A 15,946-nucleotide genomic window follows, 5' to 3' on the forward strand; every position below is an offset into this window, starting at 1 on the left:
GGTCTGGCCGTGGCTGCTCGCCCGCGTCTTCGGCAAGTCCGCCTTCGATTCGAACAAATTCAGGAGGAGAGAACGTCATGAGAACTGTCTACAAGGTGCTCGCGTACCTGATCGCCGTCGAGGTGGCCGTGCAGGCGACGGCCGTGGTCTATGCGATGTACGGACTCGGCAAGTGGGTCGACGGCGGCGGCGTGCTCGACAAGGCTGTGATGGAAAGCGGCGAGACGTCCTTCCCCGGGGCGGTCGGCTTCGCTGTGCACGGCATGAACGGGATGATGATCGTCCCGCTGGTCGCGCTGCTCATGCTGATCTTCTCGTTCTTCACGAAGGTCCGCGGGGCGGCGAAATGGGCTGGCCTCGTGCTCCTGCTCGTGGTGGTACAGGTCAGCCTCGGCATGTTCGGCCACGACGTCCCTGCGTTGGGCGCGCTGCACGGCCTCAACGCGCTCCTGCTGTTCGGCGCGGCCGTGTATGCGGGGCACCGGGCTCGCGCCGTGCCGAGCGGCGCCGAGCGCCCCGAAGCGCCTGTCGCGACGCCTGTGTGATGGCTTTGTCGATGAGCCGGGTACGTCGGGCGGGCCGGCTCCGCCTGGCCATCGCCTGCGCGGCCACGGCGCTCTTCGTCGGACCGCTCGCCTGGTTCTGGCAGGCGAGCCTGCTACCGGGCACGTACTCGGTGATGGACATGGGGTACGTGGACGCCGGCGGTCACACCGCTGGCGTCCCGCATGTTCACAACGCGGCGGGCGGGCGAAGTCTCGCATCGCTCGTTGCGGATCCGGCCCGGCCAGCCGACGTTGCCATCAAGCTCACGGCGCGCCACGGACGCATCCGGTTACCGTCCGGTCGCGAGGTGGACGGCTACACGCTCAACGGCCAGTCACCTGGCCCGACCATCCGGGCAACGGTCGGGCAGTTGGTACAGGTGACGCTTGTCAACGAGTCCGTGCCTGGCGGGGTGACGCTGCACTGGCACGGCGTGGACGTACCCAACGCGATGGACGGGGTTGCGGGCGTCACCCAGGACGCGGTCGCTGTCGGCAGCGAGTTCACGTATCGGTTCGTCGCCGATCGGGTTGGCACATACTGGTACCACTCCCACCAGATGTCCCACGAACAGGTCCGCGACGGTCTGCTCGGCGCGCTGGTCGTCACACCGGCGGCGCCCCCGCCCGACACGGTCGACGTCGTGGCGCTGGTGCACCTCTACCATGGCGTACGCACGATCAATGGCTTCGAGGGTGATGTTCGGGTCACAGTGCCGCCGGGCGGACTTGTGCGGGTACGGGTCATCAACAGCGACAACGGGCCGATGTCGGCGTGGGTCAACGGAGCGCCGTACCGCCTCGTCGCGGTGGACGGCGCGGACCTTGCCGGACCCACCCCCGTGCGGGACATGGCCGTGCTCGTCACCGCCGGCGGGCGCGCCGACCTGGAGCTGACGATGCCCCACGACGGCACGCCCGTACGGATCCATCTGGGTGGGGCGACCGGTGTCGTGCTCGGTTCAGGTCCGTTCGCGATGGACCCGATGCCTCGACCGGGCGGGACACTCGACATGCTCACCTACGGCACCGGCGCTCAGCTCGGATTCGACCCCGACATACCGGACCGGCGGTTCGAGTACTCCATCGGCCGCCGACCCGGCTTTCTCGATGGGCGTCCAGGTATGGTCTGGACCGTCAACGGCCACCAGTTCCCGGACGTGCCGATGTTCGTCGTCCGTGAAGGCGACGTGGTACGGATGCACATCTCGAACCACAGCGGCGAGGTCCATCCGATGCACCTGCACGGCCATCACGCGGTGGTGCTCAGCCGGGACGGCGTACGCGCCACCGGGAGCCCCTGGTGGGTGGACTCGCTCAACGTCGCCAACGGCGAGTCCTACGACATCGCGTTCGTCGCCGACAACCCTGGCATCTGGATGGACCACTGCCACAACCTTCCGCACGCCGCCGAAGGCCTCGTGGCTCACCTGGCGTACGAGGGGATCAAAACCCCTTACGCGATCGGTGCAGACGCGCACAACGAACCAGAGTGATAGGGGATCCTGGTCCTACTCAGCAACCGGGTCCGCCCGGACGCGACGTGGGGCGCCAACGGTCATCGTATCGGCGGCGCCCACGTCGAACCCTTGACCAGCACGTTCGTGATCCACAACCCGGACAGATGCGGGAAGACCACCCCAAGGAGATCCACAATGCACATCCAAGCGGATCTACCATCGACGACTCACGATCACCAACTCCGTGCCAGAGCCAGCTTTCCGACGACCGCCGACACACGCCAGCGGACGCCTGGATCTTCGAACCGTCGAGTTGTGGAGCGGGTCATGCGCCGCCCGCGCCGCCGTCGCGAGGGCCTGGACACGCTGTCGGAGCGGGAGCGGGAGATCCTTGCGCTGATGGCCGAGGGACTGTCCAACGTGGCCGTCTCCGAACGGCTGCACCTCGCCGAGCGCACCGTCGAGGCCCACATCCGCAGCATCTTCCTCAAGCTCGGCCTGCCCGCCCTGCCAGACGTGAACCGCCGCGTCCTGGCCGTGCTCACGCTGCTGCGGTCCTGAGCAAGCCGCCGCTACACGTCGAGGTCGGCCCAGACGCACGCGGGGCAGCCACCACGTCGCTGTCGCCGTCAGGACCATGGGCAGATCATGCGCGAATACCCCGGCGCCGAGGAACGGCCTCGCCGTCCTGTCCGGTAACGGGTAACGGGGGTAGGCGTCGCTCGGCGAAGACCTCCCACTCGGTCTGCCACTTGTCCGCGACCGCCAGCGATGGCGGCCGCAACGACTGCGCCAACCGGGTCCTCCCAAGCGCCACGTGCTGACCCGGGTCGGCCACTGGCCGACCGCGTCGGAGGAGCAGCGTGAAGTACCCGTCCGCCGTCGCTGGCCACGTTGATAGTGCCCTCGGCCGCCGCGTTCGTGTGCGGGATGGTTCCAAGCTCTACAGGCGTACCAGTCGTCCGTCAGGCCGGCCGGCCGCGCCGCAGGACGTCAGGCTGTATCGTTCATTCCTCGCCCGAGCGCTTGCGCCAGTCGCGCATCGCGTCGCGGATCTTGTCGAACACCGCGGTTGGCGGGCCGACCATCAGGTTGACGGCCGCAGACTCCCCAGCCGGCCGAATGCGGGCGTGTTGGCACAACGGCCTCGGCCGCCTCGAGCATGGTCGCCATTCGGCGCAGGCGGTGTCTGGTCTGGCTGATGCTGGTCGTTCTTTGACTACGGCTGGGAAGGAAGCCAGTCCGCCAGCTGTCGGGCACCCGACGTATCCATGGATTACGTGCTAACACCGATGTCCCGGTGTCGGTGGATTTCTACCTTGGGCGCAATCCCCCGACCGAGGAGCCCAGGATGCCGGACCCGTCTTCACCGCAGTCCCCTCAGCAGCCGCAACCGCCGCCGACGGTCGTCGACGCTTCGTCGGTTACGGCACGCAGGAATCGGCGTCGACTCACCGTCATGCGGCTAATTCGCCGGGAACGGCCGTCACCCTACCTTGCTGCCATGATTCGGATGCTCGAGATCATCGCGTTCCGGATCATCCTGCTCGTGGCCCTCGGCGTGTCGGTCGTGCTCGGGCTGGTGGCATGGTTCGCGACCAGCGGCTCGGAGGGAACAAGCGGACCGACGCGGCTGGTTATGGCGATCGGCGTACCCGGCGTGGGGGTTCTGCTCGCGCTGCTGCTGACGCTACTGGTTGTAAAGCCGTGGTACTACGCTCGCGACATTGCCGACATGCTGGCCGGCAAGGCGTGGGTGCACTGGCGCTATGACGAGGCCGAATGGCGCGCCGGCAACCGGGTCGAGGGGCGCCGCAACCGCGGGAATCCCTACATTGCCGGCGTGTTCGTCCTGCTGTTGGGGGCGACGGTGCTCCTCTGCGGCCTCGGCCTGGACGACCCGCAGGCCCGTAACGAGATGATGCTTGTCGGGGCCGCGAGCGTGGGCGTGGCTGTCGTGATCCTCCTGGTCATCCTGTCGATGCGTGCGCATACCCGTGCCTGCCGGAGTCCGGCCGGCGACGTGTACATCAGCCCGCTAGGCATCTATCGCAGGCCGGGCGGATACACGATCCTGCACGGCTACGGCACGCGGGTGCGCGGCATCGAACTCGTCGACGGCCCGCCCGCGGTCGTGCAATTCGACGTGCGGGTCCAGCAGCGTGGGCTGACGGATGGCCCGCTCGTGCACCGCTACACGATCCAGAGAGAACAGGCGACGGACGTTCTGGTGCCGGCCGGACGCGAGGACGAGGCCCGGAAGCTGGTCGAGCGCTTCCGCGACGAAATCCTCTAGTTGGCCGTCCCTCCGCGATTCCCCCTGCAAATCAGGGCACCGGTCCCATGCGGCCGGGACGGCGGGAGCGCGAGTATTGCCGCCGCCAAGAACCTCAGTTTGAGAGGACTGCAAGTGCGCTATCAACGGATAATCAGCATCGGCGTGTTGGCGGCCGCAATCACGGTCACCACCGCCTCGGTGGCGAACGCCGCACCTCCGGAGGTGAGCAAGAAGTCTTGCGAAGCCCAGGGTGGCACTTTCTCCAGCGACCGGGCCACCAAGACCTGCATCACGGTTTGGCCTCCGGAAACCTGGGTTTCGCAGCATTTTCCCGGCATCGTGTACCTCCTATACCCGTCGGTCTATTACAGCGGGCATTGGCACGTGGTAGAAACGGACCAGTCCACGACCACGCAGAGCCAGAAGGGCAACGGCGACGTCACGACGACGACCACCTGGCAGGTACTGAGTCACCAGGTCGTCGGGGACGACTGCTTGTTCGTATGGGAGGGCACCAACGGGTCCGTGGACACAGGAGTGTGCGAGTACTACGGCGTTTACCCGCAATCCTGATGCAGAGCCGGGGTGGGCCGGAACCTCGTCTCGTGCCGGTCCACCCTGTCGGCCTGGCAACGGAGTCGTCGTTGCCCGAGCGCGGCATCAAACGCCTCCGACATGGTCGGCGCCCTGACGGCGCCTGTCCGATCTCGGGACATGCGTGACCGATCGGTATCGGGGCCCAGTGACGTTCCGCCATCTGTCGGGAGAGGCGGCGGATAACGTGTCGAGCATGACGGACCTTGAGGGCGTGATCCGAGCCCTGCTGTTACGGCGCCCCTGGGCGGAGCCAGAGCCTGTCTCCAGATCTGTCGAGCGGCTTGACGATGGGACCTTCCACGTCGACTACCACGACCCCGACCACGTCTACCTCGTGACCGTTCGCCAGATCCCGCGAATCCGGTTGCCGCTTGAGCGTCCGCTGATCGTAGGTGAGGTCGATGGGGTGCGGGCGGAGCTTCTGCAGGTAAGCCTGGCCAACCACATTGAGGTGACACTCGACGCCGAGCAGGGCCCACCTCGGGGGGCTGCGCTCAACGACTATGCGACCTCATTCAAGCGGTGGGCGGAGCGAGCCGGGCATGGGTCGCCGCCGCCGCCGTCGCCTGGGGAACAGTTCAGGAGGATCGCTCTTGCGATTTCCGATGACAGCGGCACGCCCTATCGCCTCGCCTCCGGCCAGTTTGGAGGCACGGGGACGGAATGCTTAGCGTGGTGGGGGTTTCGGCCGACACCGCCCGAGATAGCGCGTCGCCTCACGCTTGACTTCACGTCACCTGCCGGAACGTCTGTAAGGGTTAACCTTCCGCTGCCGCCTTTCGACGATTGCTGATTAGACGCATGACACTGGAGCGCAAGCCGGGTACTCCAGAGCGCAACCAGTCAGCTTGTCCAATGCGCCGATGATCACGCCAAACCGTGCGCCAGGTTGAACGGATGTGACAGCACGAAAAGGGCCGTTGACGCCCGGCGTTAGCCCAGATCAACGGCCCTTTCGTTGTGCTGCTTGGATCACTCTTGTGGATCTAGGCGGCCCGCGTATGGGGACCATTTGAGGACCGGCGGGCCGCGAGATGGGCACTCAGCGCCGTTCCGGCGTCCTCGATCGAGCGGCGGTCCGGGTGCAGGTAGCGCTGTGTCGTCGTGATCGACCCGTGTCCGGCGATCTTCCGCAGGACGTGGACCGGCACGCCCGCGTCGGCGAGCCACGTCAGGCCGGTGTGCCGGAGGTCGTGGCGGCGTAGGTGCTCGAACCCGAGCGCCTCCACCACCTCATCCCAGTGCGTGGCGTCGCGCAGTACCGCCGTGCTGATCCGGCCGCCGCGCGGGCCGGTGAACAGCCGGGAGTCCGGTGTTTTCGCGGCATCGAGTCGCGGTTTGAGCAGGTCGCGCGCCTCCATGATGATCGGCACCCGGCGCGCCCGCTTGCCCTTCGTTCCCTTGTCGATCAGGCCGCCAGGCCCGGGGGTGGTCTGCCGGCGCACGGTCCATGTCCACGTGTCCGGGTCGATGTCCCCGGCCCGGACGCCGGACACCTCGCCGATCCGGGCGGCGGTGCACGCGGCGAACACGACCACCTCTCCCCACCCCGCGTACTGGCCGTGCCCCTTGCGGGCGATCCGGGCCTTGATCCCGCGCCGCGTGAGGGCTTGCCGGCAGGCCCGGTAGTCGTAGCCCTTGTCGCCGTGCAGCTTCGCGAGCCGCTTGCGGGGCCGGCCGACCGACTGACGCACCGGGGTGATGCCGTCGACCATGTCCTGCAGGACCTTATGGTCGTTGACGTTGGCAGCCGAGACGTCGGCATGCAGCGGAAGCCCGTTCCGGCCACTGATCGCGTGGACCTTGGAGCCAGGCTTACCGCGGTCTACCGGGCTCGGCCCCGTGAGGTCCCCCCTTTACCGCCCGCACATGCATGGGCGTCGATGCTGGCCCGCGACCAGTCGATCTGTCCCGCGGCGCCGAGCACATCGAGCGTCGCCTGGTGCAGCGCGGCCATCACGCCGAGCGCGACCCACTCGGTGAACCGGCGGTGCGTGGTCTTCGACGAGATCGGGAACGAGGCGGGCAGTTCATCCCAGGCGCAGCCGGAGTCCAGGACGTACAGGATCACCGCGAGTGCGATCCGGTCATCGATCCGCCGCCCGCCACCCCTGATGCCGTTTCGGGTGCTCGGGCAGCAACGGCCGCGCGAGGTGCCACAACGCTTCCGGGCAGTACTTCTCTACACCACCCATGACAGGACAACGAATGACCTTGCACACCAACAACCCCAAATGAGATGCGGTCTAAACAAAGACGGACGACGTGTCGGTACGTGATGATGCAGGTGGCGAGGCCGAAGAAAGGCTTCGTGGATGTCGTCGCGGCGTTCCCACCGGATGCGGAGTCGTTTCATGCCGTGGTACCAGGCGATGGTCCGCTCGACTCGGTCTTGCTCGGCCTCGGCCCCGGCTTCGCCTTCACCGCGCTCAACCAAGTCGATCCTCAGCGGCGTGCGAGCGGGACACCGGGGCGGCCTCCGGCTTCCTGGAGTCGATGCAGTGGAGCGGCGGCGTGCTGGGCCGGGCGATCCTCGTCGCGGTCTTCTGCACCGCGAGCCAGGACGTGGCCTGTGAGCCGCACCCCGGCCTCACCCCCAGACGCGATCGAGCACCTCATGCTCGCGCACGGCATGGCCACCGCGTTCATCGCGGGCACCGTCCTAGGCGGCAACGGCCTTCCTGATCACGCTGACGGTCATCAGCGGCCGCCAGCCCCGCGGCGGCGCCCGAGCCAGAGCTGCCCACGACGGAGCCGGCCGCGGCGACGCCCTGACGCGCCCGCCACTCTGGAGGCACCGACCGAAGTTCGTGAACATCGATTTTCAATCGATAGGACCGTCATGACTGCTCTGGCTCGATGGTGCTTCCAGCACCGACTGATCGTGCTGCTGCTGTGGATCGTGGGGCTGGTCGGCCTCACGGTTGCCAGCGGCGCGGCCGGCAACGCCTACTCCGACTCGTTCGCGGCGTCGAGCGCCGGCTCGACCGACGCCTACAACCTGATGCGAAAAACGTTGCCCGACCAGCCCGGCGACGTCGACACGATCGTGTGGAAGGTCTCCTCGGGCTCGGTCACCGACCAGCAGGTCCGCGACCAGATCACCCCGATGCTGGACAAGGTCGCGAAGTCGGCCCACGTCACCGGCGTGGTCAGCCCGTATGACCCGGCGGGCACCGCGCAGATCAGCGGCGACGGCACCATCGCCTACGCCACCGTGACGTTCGACGAGCCGGCCGACGGCCTGCCGGTGTCGATCTTCAAGGACGTCGTGAAGACCGCGCAGGATGCGCAGAAGGACGGCCTCGAGGTCAATCTCGGCGGCCGGGGCATCTCGCTGAGCCAGCAGCAGCCGCCATCCCTGCCGAGCATCGTGGGCATCGTCGTCGCCGGGGTCGTGCTGTTGGTTGCCTTCGGCTCCCTGATGGCCATGCTGCTGCCGCTGATCTCGGCGATCTTCGCGCTGGGCGCCGCGACCGCGGTGATCGGCCTGCTGTCGCACACCATCGGCGTGTCGACCAGCGCCGCCCTCATCGGCCTGGGCGTCGGCGTGGACTATGCGCTGTTCGTGGTCACCCGCCACCGCAACGATCTCAAGGCCGGCAAGACGGTCGAAGAGGCGGCGATCAACGCGATGAACACGGCGGGACGGGCCGTGCTCTTCGCGGGCATCGCAGTGTGCATCTCCCTGCTCGGCCCGCTCGTGCTCGAGGTCGATCTGATCGACGGCATGGCGGTCCCTGCCGCCGTCACGGTGCTGTTCACGGTCGCGGCCGCGGTGACGCTCCTGCCGGCCCTGCTGCGGCTGTTCGGCTCGCGCGTGCTCAGCCGACGGGAGCGGCGGCGGCTGGCCCGCACGCGAGCCGAGTCCAGCCCGACGGCCGTCGACACCACCGGCTCGTCGGGGTGGAACCTGTTCACCCGGAGGCACCCGGCGCTGCTGACCGCGGTCGTGTCGGTGGTGGTCGTGGTCCTGGCGATCCCGTTCTTCTCGATGCGCCTGGGCCACTCCGACTCGGGCAACGACCCGGCGTCGTGGACCACCCGCAAGGCATACCACACGCTCGCCGACGGCTTCGGCGTGGGCCTCAACGGCCCGTTGGTCGTGTCGGTCAGCACGCCGCAAGGCGCCGGCGATGAGTCGACGCTCAACGCGGTGCGGCAGAGCCTGCAGAACGCGGCCGGCGTGGCGTCGGTCGGCCCGGCCGTGCCGAACGCGGACAAGTCGGCGGCGATCATCCAGGTCATCCCGGCCACCGGGCCGCAGGACGAGGCCACCAGCGACCTGATCAACCGGCTGCGCGACGATGTCATCCCGCCGGTCACGGCGGGCACCGGCGTCGAGGCCTACGTGGGCGGCGTCACTGCGACGTTCGACGACTTCGCCGACGTGCTCAACGACAGCTTCGGGCTGTTCCTGGTGGTCGTCATCCTGCTCGGTGCGGTGCTGATCCTGCTCGCGTTCCGCAGCATCTTCGTCGCGGTGCTCTCGGCGGTAATGAACATCGTCGCCGTCAGCGTGACGTTCGGCATCCTGACCTCGATGTTCCAGTGGGGCTGGCTGGACCGGGTCACCGGCTTCGGCGGCGAGGGCCCGATCGACCCGACCGTGCCGGTGCTGATGACCGCGATCCTGTTCGGCCTGTCGATGGACTACCAGGTGTTCCTGATCAGCCGGATTCACGAGGAGTGGACCCGGACCGGCAACACCACGCAGGCCATCCTCAACGGCCAGCGGGGAACCACCCGGGTCATCACCATGGCGGCCACCGTCATGGTGCTCGTGTTCTGCTCGTTCGCCCTGATCGGCGAGCGGCTCGTCGCCGAGTTCGGCATCGGCCTGGCGGTCGCGGTGCTGTTCGATGCGTTCCTCCTGCGCAACGTGCTGGTGCCGGCGCTGCTGCATCTGACCGGCCGGGGCGCGTGGTGGCTGCCGCGCTGGCTCGATCGGATCCTGCTGACCTGTCGGTCGAGGCGCCCGATCCGCAGGGCCCGACCACGCCGGCGAAGGAACCTCTGGTGACCGAAACCGTCTGACGATGGTGACTGCGGCATCCGCCGCTCCTAAACCTTCCTCTGCGGCCCGGACCGCGCCGGGCATTCCCCCAGTTCAGAGGCTGGCTGGGTCCGGCGGCGTCGCGCTGGGTGTGGTGTAGGCGGCGCGCCGCCGCGGCACCTTCACCTCGGTCAACGCCCTCATCGTGCGCATCCGCGACTACGTCGCGCACTGGAACACCGACGCCAAACCCTTCACCTGGACCGCGACCGCCGACGAGATCCTCGCCAAGGTCCGTTGGGTCCAGACCAAATTCAAGCAACTCGTCGACAACAACTCGAAGTAACGACAGCAGGATCACGAGACACTAGTCCGCTATCAGCCGGGCGCGGTCCGCCGATCTGGAGAAGATCAACCCCTCCGGCTACTTCCCGTCTGCATGACACCCCTCCCGCCATGCTGAGCGCCGCGGGCGGCGTACCAGAGGGTGCCGAGCGCGAAGAGGGTGCCGGCGGTCAGCCAGGAGATGGTGACCGACGACGGCTGAGCCGACCAGGCCCAGACGCCGGCCGCCCCGCCGACCTGACGCGGGGTCGCCGCGTAGACGGCGCAGACGTAGCCGAACGCGGGCAGCCAGGCGAGCCGGGCGCCGAGGAGCGCCGCGCCGAGCGCGACCAGCCCGACGCAGCCGAGGGTGTTGCGCAGCAGGGCGTACGCCCCGAAGACCCCGGGTGCCCGCAGCCCGGTAAGCGCCAATAGCCCGCCGATCGCGGCTGCGGCGAGCAGCAGGTGGCCGAGGCGCCACCGCCGCCACGGCAGCGCCGTGCCGCGTTCCAGCTCATCGTCTGCGCCGGCCAGTGTTGGGGGCGAGCAGCACTGCGGCGATCAGCGGAGCGAGCGGGTTCCTCCTCAAGGACGCCACAGCGACCGAACTCGTCACGGCCGTCCGGGTCGTCGCCGCGGGCGACTGTCTGCTGGCCCCGGCAGTTACCCGGCGGCTCATCGCCGACTTCGTCCGGGCCGACCGGACGGCGCCGCCCGTTAGGCCGCAGCGGCTGGCCGACCTCACCACACGGGAGACGGAGGTCCTCGCCCTCGTCGCCCGGGGCCTCACCAACGCCGACATCGCGGTGGACCTGTTCGTTTCGGAGCACACAGTCAAGACCCATGTCGCGCACATCCTGGGCAAGCTGAGCCTGCGAGACAGAGTCCAGGCCGTCGTCCTAGCGTACGAGACCGGCCTCGTCACGCCTGTCCGGACGCCGGTCGCACCGCCCTGACCGCCCGCGGCGGCAGGCGGGCTACACGCCTACTCACCGGACCCGGCTGGCCGCCAGGGCAACGTAGCGGACCCGCCACCGGTGCCGCTCGAAACCGCCGATCCCGTGGGCCGCAGCTCCGGCTGTCGTCGCCGCATTGCCGCTGAACTTTGTTACAGCTGCGGCAACGTCTGGGCAAGGACCGCACCACCCCTCGTGTTTGGCACTCCTGGCCGATCATGTTTCGGCTGCGGCCCCGGCTGCGAGGACAGTTCCAGGGTTGGCTGGTGGTGGGCGTGGGGTCGACATTTCGCGGCGATGATGACGCGGCGCAGTTTGATCGTCATGTCCTCGAACAACGGATGGGGCTACCGGCGCATCCACGGCGAGCTGCTCGTCCCCGGCGTCAAGGTCGCCGCGTCCACGGTCTGGAAAATCCTGCGCAAGGCGGACATCGACCCGGCACCCGAGCAAACTCCACCAACTCGGCGGTGTCCCTACGCTCGCAGGCCGAGGCCATCCTGGCGGCCGACTTCTTCGCAACCGTGAACTTGACGGGCATGCGAATGTATGTCCTAGCCGTCATCGAGCACGCCACCCGGCGGGTACGGATCCCTGGGCGCCACCGCCCACCCGACCGCCGCGTCGGTCACCCAGGCGGTACGCGACCTCGCCATGGACCTGCAGGACGCCGGCTGCCACGCCCGCTTCCTCATCCGCGATCGAGACGGCAAATACCCGGCGCTGTTCGACACGATCCTCGCCGACACGGGGATCCAGGTCGTACTCAGCGGCATCCAGATGCCCCGGATGAACACGGTCATGGAACGGTGGATCCAAAGCTGCCGCCGCGAACTGCTCGACCGCACGCTGGTATGGAACCAGCCGCACCTGCTGCACACACTGCGCGAGTATGAGCCGCACCATCACCCTCACCGACTCCCTCGACTTTCGGAAAGCGCCGGGATGAACCGGCATGGAGGAGGAGATGGAAGCCCGCCTGGACCACCACGTCTGGCACCTCACCCACCGGCGGGCCGGACGCTCGCACCCGAACAAGTCGAGGGTTGGGTCGCGACCCGATACTTCAGCAGGTTCAACAAGTCCCGGCAGAACCGATGGGTGTTCGGCGACCGCGGCAGCGGCGCCTACCTGACCAAAGTTCGCCTGGACAAAGATCGTCCGACACGTCCCGGTCCGCGGCGGCGCATCCTCGGATGACCCTGAGGCCGCCCTGGCCCGCGCCCTGGGCGACAGCGGCGGTCTGGACGCCGGCGCCACGGTCGAGCACATCGCCACGGCCCTGGCCGCCTACCACAGCGGCTGGGCAAGCGACGACACCGCGCTGCTCGCCCGCGTGCCGCCCCGCGTCTGACCGCCGTGGGCCGTTCAGGCGCAGTCGAGGCAGACCTGTACGCCGTGGTCGTCGGCGAGCCGGCTCCGGTGATGGATGAGGAAGCATCGTCCGCACCGGAACTCGTCGCCACGCATGGGCACGACGGGAACGGACATCTCTTCGTCGGTGGGTTCGAGGTCGGATGCGGAGACCGGCCTGGCCACGTCGTCGACGTCGGCGTTGCCGGCCCGACCTTTGGTGTGCGAGCTCGTGAGCGCGTCGAGCCCGTCGTCGGTGTCCTCGACCTGGCTCGGGCGGGGCGCGTCGTAGTCGACGTTCATCCGTCGCCGAGTCGCCGGGTGTGCTGCACGCATGTCCGCTCCAAAGGGTGATCGATCGTCTTGAGCGGGCGCCAGGCGGTGCCGCCAGCGGGCCTCGCTGTACCGGAAGGCCGGAGCCGAGGCCGGGAATCCCAGCACGGCCGGAATGAGCTGCTCCGGCGTGCTCTCGTGCGGGTAGTGACCGGCCCCGGCCATCTCGAGTCGAGGAACTGCGGAGCGTCCAGCAGGCTCGCGACTGCTCGATGGTGGTGCGGTGGAATCGTCCGATGGGCGCTGCCCCACACTAGCAGGACTGGCAGATCTCGGATCTGCCGGAGGCCTTCGGTGGCGCTCACGGCCGATCCGCGCCGATCGATGACGGTACGCACGAACGCACGGCGGGAGCGTCGCCGGGTGAGTCGGCGGAGGCCTTTGGCCAGCGGGCCGGCGTCGGCCCGGGCGACGAGCCCGGGTAGCACGATGAGCACGCGTCGTTCGGTGCGGTCCGGGAACTGGTAGGCGAACTGCATGGCGACACCGCCGCCGAGGCTGTGCCCGAGGATCGTCGCGCCGCGTTGCCCGAGCCCGACGAGGAGGTCACGCAGCGCGGAGGCGTGCGCGGCGGCCCGGTCCTCGGTTCGGACGGTGGACGTTCGGATATCGGCGTGCCTGGCAATGGCGGAAAGTAGATACCCGCGGACGAGGTGGCTGAAACGCACGGCGCGGGATACCTGCGTCACGCGGCGGCGGTCCGCTGCGGTCTCGTCGGTGCCGGGCGGTTCCCGGTTGATCGTGTGCCGCGGTATCCGGACGGCCCCCGTCAGGCCCGCGTCGGCATCACCGCCGCCGAGTTGCTCCAGCACACAGATGCCCGCCCGATGAGCGCGACAAACGGCGACGCGGATCCCCAGCGCCGCGGGCCGATGCCGTGCCCGCCTGCCGACGCCGCATCCCAGCGGTCGGTTCCTGCTCGTTGCCCAGGCATGGCGTATCCTTCGGAACGAAGCGTTGCAGGACCGGGCAGCGTAATCGCGGATTCTCCCGCACGGCGGACGCCGCACGGGCCGCGTGGCGCGCCGACTCGCCCACATGTCCGTATGACCCGCGGGAACGCGCTCGCGACGCCTGGCGTGACCGGACGCGAACCGCGGCCGGGCGTACCATGCTACTTCCGCCCTTCCATGACCGGTAGCGCTTCGGCCGACGTCGGTGAGCACGCCGCTCGGCGGCATCCAGCGGCCATCGACGGCCACTCCCCCACTTGGAAGCACGCCGACAGAAAGGCCTGCCATGCTTGCCGGCGCTCAAACCCCTGAATCGTGCGCCCAGCCCCGCCTCACGCTGGCCGCGGAGCGGATGCCCAACGCCACCCTCGACGGCGGCTGGTGGCCGCGTTCGTGGGAGCCCGCGGCCGAGCTAATGGGCCTGATCGCGGCCCTCACCGAGCACTACGGACCGATCCGCCGGCTGATCCTCAACAGCCGCGTCTGGCAGACCGGCCTCGAGCCCACCGCGGTCGACGCGGGCCCGGTTCCGGTCCGCTGGTTCAGCACGGCCGAGCCGAGTCTGCTGGTCGCGATCACCGAGCCCGGCGATCAGATCAACCTGCTGGTCGTACCGCCCGGCGTCAAGGCCGCCACCGCCCGGGCCGCCATGGACAAGGCGGCGGATCCGGCCAATCGGCTGCAGGCTCCGGCCATCCTCGCCGTCCTGTCGATCCCGGCCGGCCGCGGTTAGCACGGTGGTAGCGACGCAGACCGGACGGTCGCTGCTGACCCGGCCAGATGACGGCCGCGGCTTGACCCGGCACGAGCGCCCGGCATGCAAAGGCTCCCGGACGGCGCAACACACCGCCCGAGAGCCCTCCCCCCGGATGCGCGGATAAAGTCAGCGAAACGGTACCGGGGTCTGGCCTGCGGTGTCTCCGGTCGACCCGAAGCGATCCATCAGCGGCCTCTCCAACGGGCGCGGCGCCCTTCACGGTCGCGCCGCCGCTCCCGCAACGCCGACGCTGAAAGCGGTGGCCGGTACACGCGGTGGGCTACCCAGCACAGGCGGACTCAGCCCTACGTCGACGATGCCGCACCGCGGGAGTGTCGCTCGTCGCCCTCGCCCCTTGGCGGCCACGGTTGTCGAGCGCAGCGCTGTGGCCGGTCGCCTCGCGTTGCGGAGGTTAACGCCGCGTGCACACGGGTAGGTGGCGCGAAGTTGGGCGCACCGGTTGTCGTCATCTGACGCCCTTGCTGCCGCGGGCGTGTGGAGCCGTGGGCTGAATGGCCGGAGACCGCCTCCGCGGCGAGCCTGGTGATCCGTCCAGGTATCGGGCACCGGCCGTGAGCATGGTGACGAGGGTGAACTCATCCAGACCTGCGTCACCGCGGCGGCCGGTCCCGTCGAGATCGATGTGTAGGAGACCCACCAATGCCTATGCCCGAACATCTCACCGAGGTCGACATCAAGGAGATCGGCCGCGAGCTCGACCGAATCCGTGACGAGGTGGCCGCCGGCCTGGGCGAGGACGACGCCCGCTACATCCGCCGGGTCATTACTGTCCAGCGGGGCCTGGAGGCGGGCGGCCGCACCCTGCTGACGGTTTCGATCCTGCCGCCGGCGTGGCTGGCCGGCACCGCGGCCCTGGCCGTCGCCAAGATCCTGGAGAACATGGAGATCGGCCACAACGTCCTGCACGGTCAGTGGGACTGGATGCGCGACCCCGACATCCACTCCACCACCTGGGAATGGGACCACGCCTCGCCGGCCGACATGTGGAAACACTCGCACAACGTCGTGCACCACACCTACACCAACGTGCTGGGCAAGGACCGCGACATCGGCTACAGCGCGATGCGGGTCAGCCCCGAGCAGCCCTGGCACCCGATCTACCTCGCCCAGCCGATCTACAACGCCGCACTGGCCGTCGTCTTCGAGTGGGGCATCGCCATCTACGACGTCGAGCTGGAACGTGCCTGGCGGGGCGAGAAACGCTGGGGCGAGGCACTGACCCAGCTGCGCGGGGTGCTGCGCAAGGCCCGCCGTCAGGTCATCAAGGACTACGTGGCGTTCCCGCTGCTGGCCGGCCCGTCGTTCATACCGGCCCTGCTCGGCAACCTCCTCGCCAACGTGGCCCGCAACGTGTGGTCACACACGATCATCTT

General features: G+C 68.7%; 14 protein-coding genes and 3 pseudogenes. 12 read left to right on the top strand and 5 right to left on the bottom strand.

Annotated elements, in window-relative coordinates:
• Positions 1-95 precede the first annotated feature (95 nt).
• The 6 genes from ACGFI8_RS45075 to ACGFI8_RS45100 all read left to right on the top strand — a co-directional run bounded on the left by ACGFI8_RS45075 (position 96) and on the right by ACGFI8_RS45100 (position 5,673).
• Entirely contained in the window at positions 96-545 is a 450-nt protein-coding gene (locus ACGFI8_RS45075) for a hypothetical protein (protein WP_392814538.1), read from the top strand.
• A gap of 11 nt (positions 546-556) precedes the next feature.
• The gene (locus tag ACGFI8_RS45080; protein WP_392814539.1) at positions 557-2,041 is read left to right on the top strand and encodes a multicopper oxidase family protein; all 1,485 of its coding nucleotides are present in this window, start codon (positions 557-559) and stop codon (positions 2,039-2,041) included.
• Between the two features lie 291 nt (positions 2,042-2,332).
• The gene (locus ACGFI8_RS45085) at positions 2,333-2,566 is read left to right on the top strand and encodes a helix-turn-helix transcriptional regulator (RefSeq protein ID WP_392814541.1); all 234 of its coding nucleotides are present in this window, start codon (positions 2,333-2,335) and stop codon (positions 2,564-2,566) included.
• 952 nt (positions 2,567-3,518) lie between these two features.
• A complete protein-coding gene (locus ACGFI8_RS45090; RefSeq protein ID WP_392814544.1) occupies positions 3,519-4,301 on the top strand; it encodes a hypothetical protein in 783 nt (260 codons plus the stop codon).
• Between the two features lie 114 nt (positions 4,302-4,415).
• Positions 4,416-4,856 carry a hypothetical protein gene (locus ACGFI8_RS45095; RefSeq protein WP_392814545.1) on the top strand — a complete coding sequence of 147 codons (441 nt, stop codon included), beginning with the start codon at positions 4,416-4,418 and terminating at the stop codon, positions 4,854-4,856.
• A gap of 217 nt (positions 4,857-5,073) precedes the next feature.
• A complete protein-coding gene (locus tag ACGFI8_RS45100; protein ID WP_392814548.1) occupies positions 5,074-5,673 on the top strand; it encodes a hypothetical protein in 600 nt (199 codons plus the stop codon).
• A 193-nt stretch (positions 5,674-5,866) separates the two neighbouring features.
• Here ACGFI8_RS45100 and ACGFI8_RS45105 read toward each other — a convergent pair.
• Both ACGFI8_RS45105 and ACGFI8_RS45110 read right to left on the bottom strand, forming a co-directional pair.
• Positions 5,867-6,694 (bottom strand): annotated as a pseudogene (locus ACGFI8_RS45105) (tyrosine-type recombinase/integrase); the annotation flags it as partial.
• Positions 6,695-6,705: 11 nt separating this feature from the next.
• Positions 6,706-6,996 (bottom strand): transposase, encoded by a 291-nt coding sequence (locus ACGFI8_RS45110; RefSeq protein WP_392814567.1) that lies wholly within the window; start codon positions 6,994-6,996, stop codon positions 6,706-6,708.
• Positions 6,997-7,722: 726 nt separating this feature from the next.
• Here ACGFI8_RS45110 and ACGFI8_RS45115 point away from each other — a divergent pair.
• Entirely contained in the window at positions 7,723-9,903 is a 2,181-nt protein-coding gene (locus ACGFI8_RS45115) for an MMPL family transporter (RefSeq protein ID WP_392814551.1), read from the top strand.
• A gap of 178 nt (positions 9,904-10,081) precedes the next feature.
• Complete coding sequence (locus ACGFI8_RS45120; protein ID WP_392814554.1) at positions 10,082-10,222, top strand: hypothetical protein; 141 nt, start codon at positions 10,082-10,084, stop codon at positions 10,220-10,222.
• 65 nt (positions 10,223-10,287) lie between these two features.
• On the opposite strand, the pseudogene ACGFI8_RS45125 reads toward ACGFI8_RS45120, so the two are convergent.
• A pseudogene (locus tag ACGFI8_RS45125) lies at positions 10,288-10,774 on the bottom strand (hypothetical protein); the annotation flags it as partial.
• Here ACGFI8_RS45125 and ACGFI8_RS45130 point away from each other — a divergent pair.
• Positions 10,764-11,156, top strand: a pseudogene (locus ACGFI8_RS45130) (DNA-binding response regulator); the annotation flags it as partial. The pseudogenes ACGFI8_RS45125 and ACGFI8_RS45130 overlap by 11 nt on opposite strands.
• A gap of 654 nt (positions 11,157-11,810) precedes the next feature.
• Positions 11,811-12,356: a hypothetical protein gene (locus ACGFI8_RS45135; protein ID WP_392814556.1), complete on the top strand. Its 546-nt coding sequence runs from the start codon at positions 11,811-11,813 to the stop codon at positions 12,354-12,356.
• Positions 12,357-12,524: 168 nt separating this feature from the next.
• On the opposite strand, the gene ACGFI8_RS45140 is transcribed toward ACGFI8_RS45135, so the two are convergent.
• Both ACGFI8_RS45140 and ACGFI8_RS45145 read right to left on the bottom strand, forming a co-directional pair.
• Positions 12,525-12,845, bottom strand: a complete 321-nt coding sequence (locus ACGFI8_RS45140) for a DUF4193 family protein (protein ID WP_392814558.1) — start codon at positions 12,843-12,845, stop codon at positions 12,525-12,527.
• Positions 12,809-14,083 (bottom strand): alpha/beta fold hydrolase, encoded by a 1,275-nt coding sequence (locus ACGFI8_RS45145; protein ID WP_392814561.1) that lies wholly within the window; start codon positions 14,081-14,083, stop codon positions 12,809-12,811. The genes ACGFI8_RS45140 and ACGFI8_RS45145 overlap by 37 nt, the downstream gene beginning before the upstream one ends.
• Between ACGFI8_RS45145 and ACGFI8_RS45150 the strand changes: the two genes are divergently transcribed.
• Positions 14,082-14,528, top strand: coding sequence for a DUF5994 family protein (locus tag ACGFI8_RS45150; RefSeq protein ID WP_392814563.1), 447 nt, complete (start codon positions 14,082-14,084; stop codon positions 14,526-14,528). The genes ACGFI8_RS45145 and ACGFI8_RS45150 overlap by 2 nt on opposite strands.
• A gap of 684 nt (positions 14,529-15,212) precedes the next feature.
• On the top strand, positions 15,213-15,946 hold a 734-nt coding region (locus ACGFI8_RS45155; protein ID WP_392814565.1), incomplete at its 3' end, for a fatty acid desaturase family protein.

Origin of the sequence: Dactylosporangium sp. NPDC048998, from assembly GCF_043197855.1 — a bacterium.
In the GTDB taxonomy this organism is placed as follows: Bacteria; Actinomycetota; Actinomycetes; order Mycobacteriales; family Micromonosporaceae; genus Dactylosporangium.

What these genes read in the sequence shown, in the direction of transcription:
- ACGFI8_RS45080 (WP_392814539.1), top strand. Translation starts at nt 557, where the DNA reads ATGAGCCGGGTACGTCGGGCGGGCCGGCTCCGCCTGGCCATCGCCTGC.
- ACGFI8_RS45085 (WP_392814541.1), top strand. Translation starts at nt 2,333, where the DNA reads ATGCGCCGCCCGCGCCGCCGTCGCGAGGGCCTGGACACGCTGTCGGAG.
- ACGFI8_RS45090 (WP_392814544.1), top strand. Translation starts at nt 3,519, where the DNA reads ATGCTCGAGATCATCGCGTTCCGGATCATCCTGCTCGTGGCCCTCGGC.
- ACGFI8_RS45100 (WP_392814548.1), top strand. Translation starts at nt 5,074, where the DNA reads ATGACGGACCTTGAGGGCGTGATCCGAGCCCTGCTGTTACGGCGCCCC.
- ACGFI8_RS45115 (WP_392814551.1), top strand. Translation starts at nt 7,723, where the DNA reads ATGACTGCTCTGGCTCGATGGTGCTTCCAGCACCGACTGATCGTGCTG.
- ACGFI8_RS45135 (WP_392814556.1), top strand. Translation starts at nt 11,811, where the DNA reads ATGGACCTGCAGGACGCCGGCTGCCACGCCCGCTTCCTCATCCGCGAT.
- ACGFI8_RS45140 (WP_392814558.1), bottom strand. Translation starts at nt 12,845, where the DNA reads ATGCGTGCAGCACACCCGGCGACTCGGCGACGGATGAACGTCGACTAC.
- ACGFI8_RS45150 (WP_392814563.1), top strand. Translation starts at nt 14,082, where the DNA reads ATGCTTGCCGGCGCTCAAACCCCTGAATCGTGCGCCCAGCCCCGCCTC.
- ACGFI8_RS45145 (WP_392814561.1), bottom strand. Translation starts at nt 14,083, where the DNA reads ATGGCAGGCCTTTCTGTCGGCGTGCTTCCAAGTGGGGGAGTGGCCGTC.